This window comes from Gemmatimonas sp. (assembly GCF_036405635.1).
Classification (GTDB): domain Bacteria; phylum Gemmatimonadota; class Gemmatimonadetes; order Gemmatimonadales; family Gemmatimonadaceae; genus Gemmatimonas.
The window spans coordinates 1-6,434 of record NZ_DASWXE010000208.1; the positions used below are offsets into that span (position 1 = coordinate 1).

The 6,434-nt window shown below is 65.6% G+C and carries 7 protein-coding genes; all 7 read left to right on the forward strand.

The features are described 5' to 3' along the window. Positions 1–1,042 (forward strand): hypothetical protein (locus VGE27_RS16585; protein WP_331050789.1); only part of this gene is annotated, 1,042 nt, incomplete at its 5' end. Positions 1,043–1,085: 43 nt separating this feature from the next. Beyond that, complete coding sequence (locus VGE27_RS16590) at positions 1,086–2,102, forward strand: lysylphosphatidylglycerol synthase transmembrane domain-containing protein (protein WP_331050790.1); 1,017 nt, start codon at positions 1,086–1,088, stop codon at positions 2,100–2,102. Beyond that, positions 2,099–2,986, forward strand: coding sequence for a 4-(cytidine 5'-diphospho)-2-C-methyl-D-erythritol kinase (gene ispE / locus VGE27_RS16595; RefSeq protein WP_331050791.1), 888 nt, complete (start codon positions 2,099–2,101; stop codon positions 2,984–2,986). Before VGE27_RS16590 ends, ispE begins: the two co-directional genes overlap by 4 nt. 82 nt (positions 2,987–3,068) lie before the next feature. Continuing rightward, complete coding sequence (locus VGE27_RS16600; protein WP_331050795.1) at positions 3,069–3,803, forward strand: carboxypeptidase regulatory-like domain-containing protein; 735 nt, start codon at positions 3,069–3,071, stop codon at positions 3,801–3,803. Positions 3,804–3,857: 54 nt separating this feature from the next. Then, positions 3,858–4,688, forward strand: a complete 831-nt coding sequence (locus tag VGE27_RS16605) for a carboxypeptidase regulatory-like domain-containing protein (protein ID WP_331050792.1) — start codon at positions 3,858–3,860, stop codon at positions 4,686–4,688. Positions 4,689–4,761: 73 nt separating this feature from the next. Then, on the forward strand, positions 4,762–5,754 hold the full coding sequence (locus VGE27_RS16610) for a threonine/serine dehydratase (RefSeq protein WP_331050793.1): 993 nt from the start codon (positions 4,762–4,764) through the stop codon (positions 5,752–5,754). Beyond that, the coding region (locus VGE27_RS16615) for an alpha/beta fold hydrolase (protein ID WP_331050794.1) at positions 5,754–6,434 on the forward strand (681 nt) is incomplete at its 3' end. The genes VGE27_RS16610 and VGE27_RS16615, both read left to right, overlap by 1 nt.

Sequence of the window (6,434 nt, forward strand, 5' to 3'; positions counted from 1 at the left end):
CCAGCCCTTCCCCAGGAGCGGGTTCCGCATGAGTGCACCGCAGGCCCTCATCGAGTTCTTCCAGAAGGAAGCGGTCGAGTATCTCGATCGCCTCGACCAGCTCATGAGCGATGCCACCCAGGCGGCGCCCGATGCGGCGGCATTCCTGGCCAGTGCCCGCGCGTTGCGTGGCAGTGCCACGATGACGCGACTGGAAGGGTTGCCCGATTTCACGTCCACCGTGGAACGCATCGCGACGGGACTGCGCGACGAGGAACTGCGCTGGGATCAGCGGCTGCATTTTGCGGTCCGTGGGGCGTTGGCCGAACTACGCGCCCTCGTGACGCGCGCCTCGCTCTGGAGTGACGCCGAGCAGCGCCGGGCCCGCACGCAGTCGGCCGCGCTCGCTGCGGTAGCAGCCGGCTATCTCGCCACCAGCGCGCCGGCCAACTCGCCCGCGGCGCAGGTGGTGCCCATCTCGCGTTTCTTCCCCGACGATGGCGTGCCGCCGGTCGTTCAGCGCAACCCCAACCCGCCCATCACCCTGGCCCAGCGGTTCCGTGGTGACATCGCGGCGGCGGCCGATGGCGTGGCCCGCGAAGCCGCTGCACTGGCGGGCAGTGCCCCTGGTCCCTCGCAACTCGCTCTCACCGACGGTGTGCGCCGCGCACTGACCGGGCTCGCCGATGTCGCCGAGAGCTATGGCGCGTCGAGCATCGGGTCGCTGGCCACCCGCATGGCCCGCGCACCGCTGGTCACAAACGGTGAGCGCGTCGGCGTGCAGGCGCTCGCCCGGTTGCTGATGGATCGCGAGCTCACCGACCAGCAACTCGCCCAACAGGTGAAGCAGGTGGGGGTGACGTGGGCCGGCGCACCCACACCCGAACCATCCGTCGTGCCGATCGAGTCACTGCTCTATCGCGGCCACTCGGCCATCACCCGGGCACGCGAGGTTCGCGACCAGCTATCGCGACACTGGAAGCGCGGCACGGCGACGGCGCCCGAAGCCTATGCGCTGTTCGAGGAGTTGAGTGACCTGCTCGATCTGGCGGTGACCACGTGATGGTGCCAAAAGCTGGCGTGTCGCGCCTGCCAGAGAGGATTTAGTGCGCAGCTGGAAGACATGGGTGGGGATTGCCTTCAGCGCATTGCTGCTGTGGTGGACGTTGCGCACGGTGGACCTGCACGAAGTGTGGGGCGTGCTGCGCACCTCCAACGCGCTGCTGTTCGCGACCTGCACGGTGGTCGCCACCTGCATCTTTCCGCTGCGGGCACGGCGCTGGCGTCCGATTCTCGAGCCGGTGGTGGGCTCGCTGCCGTTTGGCCCGTTGTGGCGCAGCACCGCCATCGGGATGATGATGAACAACGTCTTCCCGTTCCGCGCCGGTGAGTTTGGCCGCGCCTTCGCCCTCACCCGGGAAGTGCCGCGTGTCCCCATCTCCACGGCCCTGAGTTCACTCGGTGTCGATCGGGTATTCGATGCGCTGGTGCTCTTCGGCATGATGTTCGGCGCCATGCTCGACCCGCGATTCCCCGCCGGCGCGACGCTGGCCGGTCAGTCCATCCCGCAACTCGCGCGCGGCGGCATCGTGTTCCTCACCTTGCTGCTGATCGTGTGTTATGCCGTGGTGCTGCAACCGGCCCGTGTCATTGGTCTCGTGAGTGCCATCGCGCGGCGCGTGATGCCGCGGTTCGCCGACGTGATTGTGGGGTTCGTGGAAATGGGCATTGGTGGTCTGGCCGTACTGCGCGACACCCGTCGTTTCCTGGCGGTGTTGCTGTGGGCGATCGCCCACTGGGGTGTACACGCATTGGCGCTGTATCTCGGCTTCATGGCCGTTGGCATCGACGTGCCGTTCAGCGCCGCGCTCTTCCTGCAGGGCGTGCTGGGGATTGGTGTGGCCATTCCGAGTTCACCCGGCTTTTTCGGCGTCTTCGAGGCCGCGGCCGTCGCGGGCCTTGGTGTATACGGCGTGCCCAACGCGCTGGCCATCAGCTGGGCGCTGGGATACCACCTGCTCAGCTTCATCCCCATCACGGTGTTCGGCGCGGTCTACTTCGCACGACTCGGTCTCAGCTTCGGCAACGTGCGTCAGGCGCAGGGCGCCTCCGCCGAAACATGACGGCGTCTGTGGAGGAGCGTGCGTACGCGAAGATCAACCTCGTGTTGCACATCCTCGCCCGCGAGGCGAGTGGGTATCACGGCATCGAGACACTGTTTCAACGACTGGCCCTGCATGACGTGGTGCGTGTTGGCGTGAACGCGGGGCCGTCGTCGCTGCACTGCGACGGACCAGCCATGCCTTCAGACGGACTGGGTGAAGCCAGCAGCAACCTCGCGTGGCGCGCCGCCTCGGCATACGGGCGCGCGAATCCGTGGCTCACGTCGTGGCAGATCGATATCGAGAAGCACATCCCGGTTGGCGGCGGTCTCGGTGGTGGCAGCGCTGACGCGGCTGCGGTGCTGCGCGCCCTGGATACGCTGGCGCCGCAACCGCTCGGGCTCACGCGTCTGCTCGAGATTGGCGGCACACTAGGCGCCGATGTGCCATTCCTCGTGAGTGGTGATTCGCGGGCCTGGGCCTGGGGGCGCGGCGACCGTCTGCTGGCACTGCCGGCGCTGCCTCCGATGGCGGTGACGCTGGTGACCTTCGCAACCGGGGTGAATACCGGAGCCGCCTATGGAGCCTTTGCCGCGGCCCGCGACACGGCGCAGACTCCCATCACGGCGTCACGATTGCCCCCGCATGCGCTGGGCACATGGGACGCCATTGCCGCCATTGCCGCCAACGATTTCGAGCGGGTGGTCCCGCACATGCACGCTGGCGTGGCCATCGCGCTGCCGATCGTGCAGCGTCAGGCGGCGGCGCTTCGCTCACAGGGACAGACTGCCATCGGCATGATGAGCGGCAGTGGCGCCACCTGTTTCCTGCTGCGCGGGGCAGATGCCGACAGTACATTGGCGACAGCAGCGGAAGCAACTCTGGTACCCACCATGACGTTTTGAACGCCGCGCACCAGTTGCCGACGGCGCAAGGCGCCTTTGCAAATGAGGGCCCGTTTCAATGCGATCGATTTTTGCTCGTGCGATGGCAGGGTTGGTGCTCGTTGCCTCGGCAGCGTCTGCGCAATCACCGGCACCGCCCATAGAGGGACCACCGGCTCAGCTCAGTGGGCAGGTGCTGGATGCGGCGTCCGGTCGTCCGGTTCGGATGGCACTGATCGAGATGGCAGGCCTCGGGAGTTGGGCGCAGGCTGATGCCAATGGCGCCTTCCGCCTGGCAAACGTGCCTCCCGGCCCCCAGGAGCTGGTGGTGCGTGCCATCGGGTACTCTCCAGTCCATGTCAGAACACAGTTCATGGCCCGTGATTCGCTCACCATGCAGGTGGTGCTCACCCGCATTCCCCCGACACTCAGCACGGTAGAGGTGGAGGCGGAGTTCGAGGAGCAGTATGAGATGCGGCTGCGGCAATTCGAGGAGTCCCGCAGCCTTGGCGCTGGCCGACATCTAGACTGGCGGTTTTTTCAGAAGCACCAGAACACCGGCCTGACCACACTGTTGAACGGTCAGTTCGGTGCCTTTCGGGTTGGGTTGGCGGGGGCAGAGTTCGCAAACAAGTTCGTGGTCACACGATCCAGTCCACCCTGCCTGGCGGCAATGTGGGTCAACGGCATGCGGGGCGACGGAGGGATTCGCTTGGAATGGCTCAACACCGCGGATGTTCTCGGACTTGAGTTCTATACCCCGGCCACGACGCCAGCGCGATACAACGCAACCGGATCCAACACGTCCTGTGGCACCGTGGTGCTGTGGATCAAGTAGTGGTAGTCGCCCAACCGAAGCAAAGGCGCAACGCTGTCGAATGAGGATGCCCTGATGCGTTGGACACTTGCGGGTCTGCCGGCTTTTGTGCTTGCGACACTGATGCTTGGCGCGGTGACGGCCCGCGCTCAATCAACGGAACCGACGGCCACGAACGAACCTCCTGCGCAGCTCAGCGGTCAGGTGCTGGATGCCGTCTCCGGTCGTCCGGTCCGGTCGGCACTCATCGGAGTCGCAGAGCTTGGCCAATGGACGATGGCCGACGGCAAAGGAGTCTTCCGTCTGACCAACGTGCCACCCGGTGATCAGGAGCTAGTGGTGCGCGCCATCGGGTACTCGCCGGTCCAGGTCAGGACACAGTTCATGGCCCGTGATTCGCTCTCCATGCAGGTCGTCCTCACCCCCATCGCCCCGACGCTCAGCACGGTGCGCGTGGAAGCGGAGTTCGAGGAACGGTATGCCATGCGACTGCGTCAATTCGAGGAATCCCGTAGCATGGGCATTGGGCGATTTCTTGACTGGCGTTTTTTTGAGAAGCACAAGAACACCAGTGTGTTCTCACTGTTGCACGGCCGGTTCGGGGCCTTGCGGGTTGGATTGGCGGGAACGGACAACGGCAATCGGTTGCTGATCACACGGTCCGGCATCCCCTGCCTACCTGTGACGTGGGTCAATGGTCTGCGGGAAGACCCACCCAGTATCAGACTGGATTGGCTCAACACCTCGGATATCATCGGCTTCGAGTTCTACACGCCGGCCACCACGCCCGCGCGATACAACGCGACGGGAAAACCCAATGCGCGACCAAGCGAGGCATCGAAATTTCGGCCACAGGAACCCAGCGGTAACGTGGCGTGTGGCACGGTGGTGCTCTGGCTCAAGTAGCACCGGGCCGGGCCGGGTGCGGACAGGCGGCCATTGGCTTGTCCCGCCCCCGCCCGGACATGACATTCCAAGTATGACCGCACCAGCCCTGACCGCACCGACGATCGACGACATCCGCGAGGCAGCGGCGCGCATTGCGCCCCATGCGGCGGTAACCCCACTGCTGGAATCTCCGGCACTCGACGCTGCAGCCGGCGGCCGTGTGTTGCTCAAGGCCGAAGTGCTGCAGCACACCGGATCGTTCAAGCTGCGCGGCGCGCTCAACCGACTCCTGCAACTCACGCCGGAAGAACGCACGCGCGGCGTGGTCGCCTTCTCATCGGGCAATCACGCGCAGGCAGTGGCCTACAGCGCCACACTGCTCGGCATGCGCTCGACGATCGTCATGCCCAAGGACGCGCCGCCGCTCAAGATCGAGCGCACGCGGGCGTTTGGCGCCGAAGTGGTGCTGTATGATCGGTATACGGAAGACCGGGTGGCGATCGGCCGGGCCATTGCGGCAAAGACGGACGCCACGGTGGTGCCGCCATTCGAGGATCCGCATGTGGTGGCTGGTCAGGGCACGCTGGCGCTGGAGGCACTGCAGCAGGCCAATGCACGCGGGGCAATGCCCGATTGCCTGTACGTGAACTGCGGCGGCGGCGGCCTCACCGCAGGCTGCGCGTTGGCTGCTGAAGCGGTGTCCCCGGGCACGGTGGTGCATCCGTGCGAACCGGAGCACTTCGACGATATGGCCCGCTCGCTCGAACTCGGGTATCGCGTGGCGAATGAGCCGGGCCATCGCTCCATCTGCGATGCGATCGTCACCGACATTCCGGGTGAGTTCACCTTCTCGATCAATCAGCCGCGCGTGGGTGAAGGGCTGCGAGTGTCGGAAGCCGAAGTGCTGACGGCGATTGCCTTCGCGGTGCGGGAGCTCAAGCTCGTCGTGGAACCCGGCGGTGCGGCGGCACTGGCCGCGCTGCTCTCCGGCAAACTCGATACGCGTGGTCGTACCACACTGGTGGTGGTCACCGGCGGCAATATCGATCCGAACATTCTCGCGCGGGCCATCGGAGCCAGCTGATGACTGCTGCGACGCCTCGCGACTGGCCATGGCCTGCACGGCGTCACCAGGGAGCTGACGGCGCCCTGCACTACATCGATGTCGGCAGCGGTCCAGCAGTGTGCTTTGTGCATGGTACACCCACCTGCAGCTACGAGTGGCGACATCAGATCCGCGCACTGGAATCGTCGCATCGTTGCATCGCCGTCGATCATCTCGGATTCGGATTGAGCGATCGGCCCACCGGGGCAGTGTACACTCCAGAAGCGCACGCGAAGCGATTCCGCGACTTCATGGAGGCGCACGCGCCCAGCGAGCCGTTCACCCTGGTCGTGCACGACTTTGGCGGCCCGATTGCTCTCGACTGGGCGCTCGACAACCCGCACCGCCTGTCGCGTCTGGTGGTGGTGAACAGCTGGATGTGGAGCTTCGAAGATGACGCGCGCATGTGGAAGCAGGCGCGTATGGCCGATAGTTGGCTGGTGCGTATGCTGTACCGCTATGCCAACGCGTCGCTCCGCCTGCTACTGCCGGCCGGATACGGCAACAAGGCGCGCCTCGATGCCGAGGCCCATGCGTACTACCAGTCGCTGTTCCCCGACGCTGACAGCCGTGAGCGGGTCTTGTTCGCGTTGGCGCAGTCGCTCACACGAAGCAGCGCCTTCTTCACCACGCTCTGGGAACGTCGCGCGGCGCTGGCC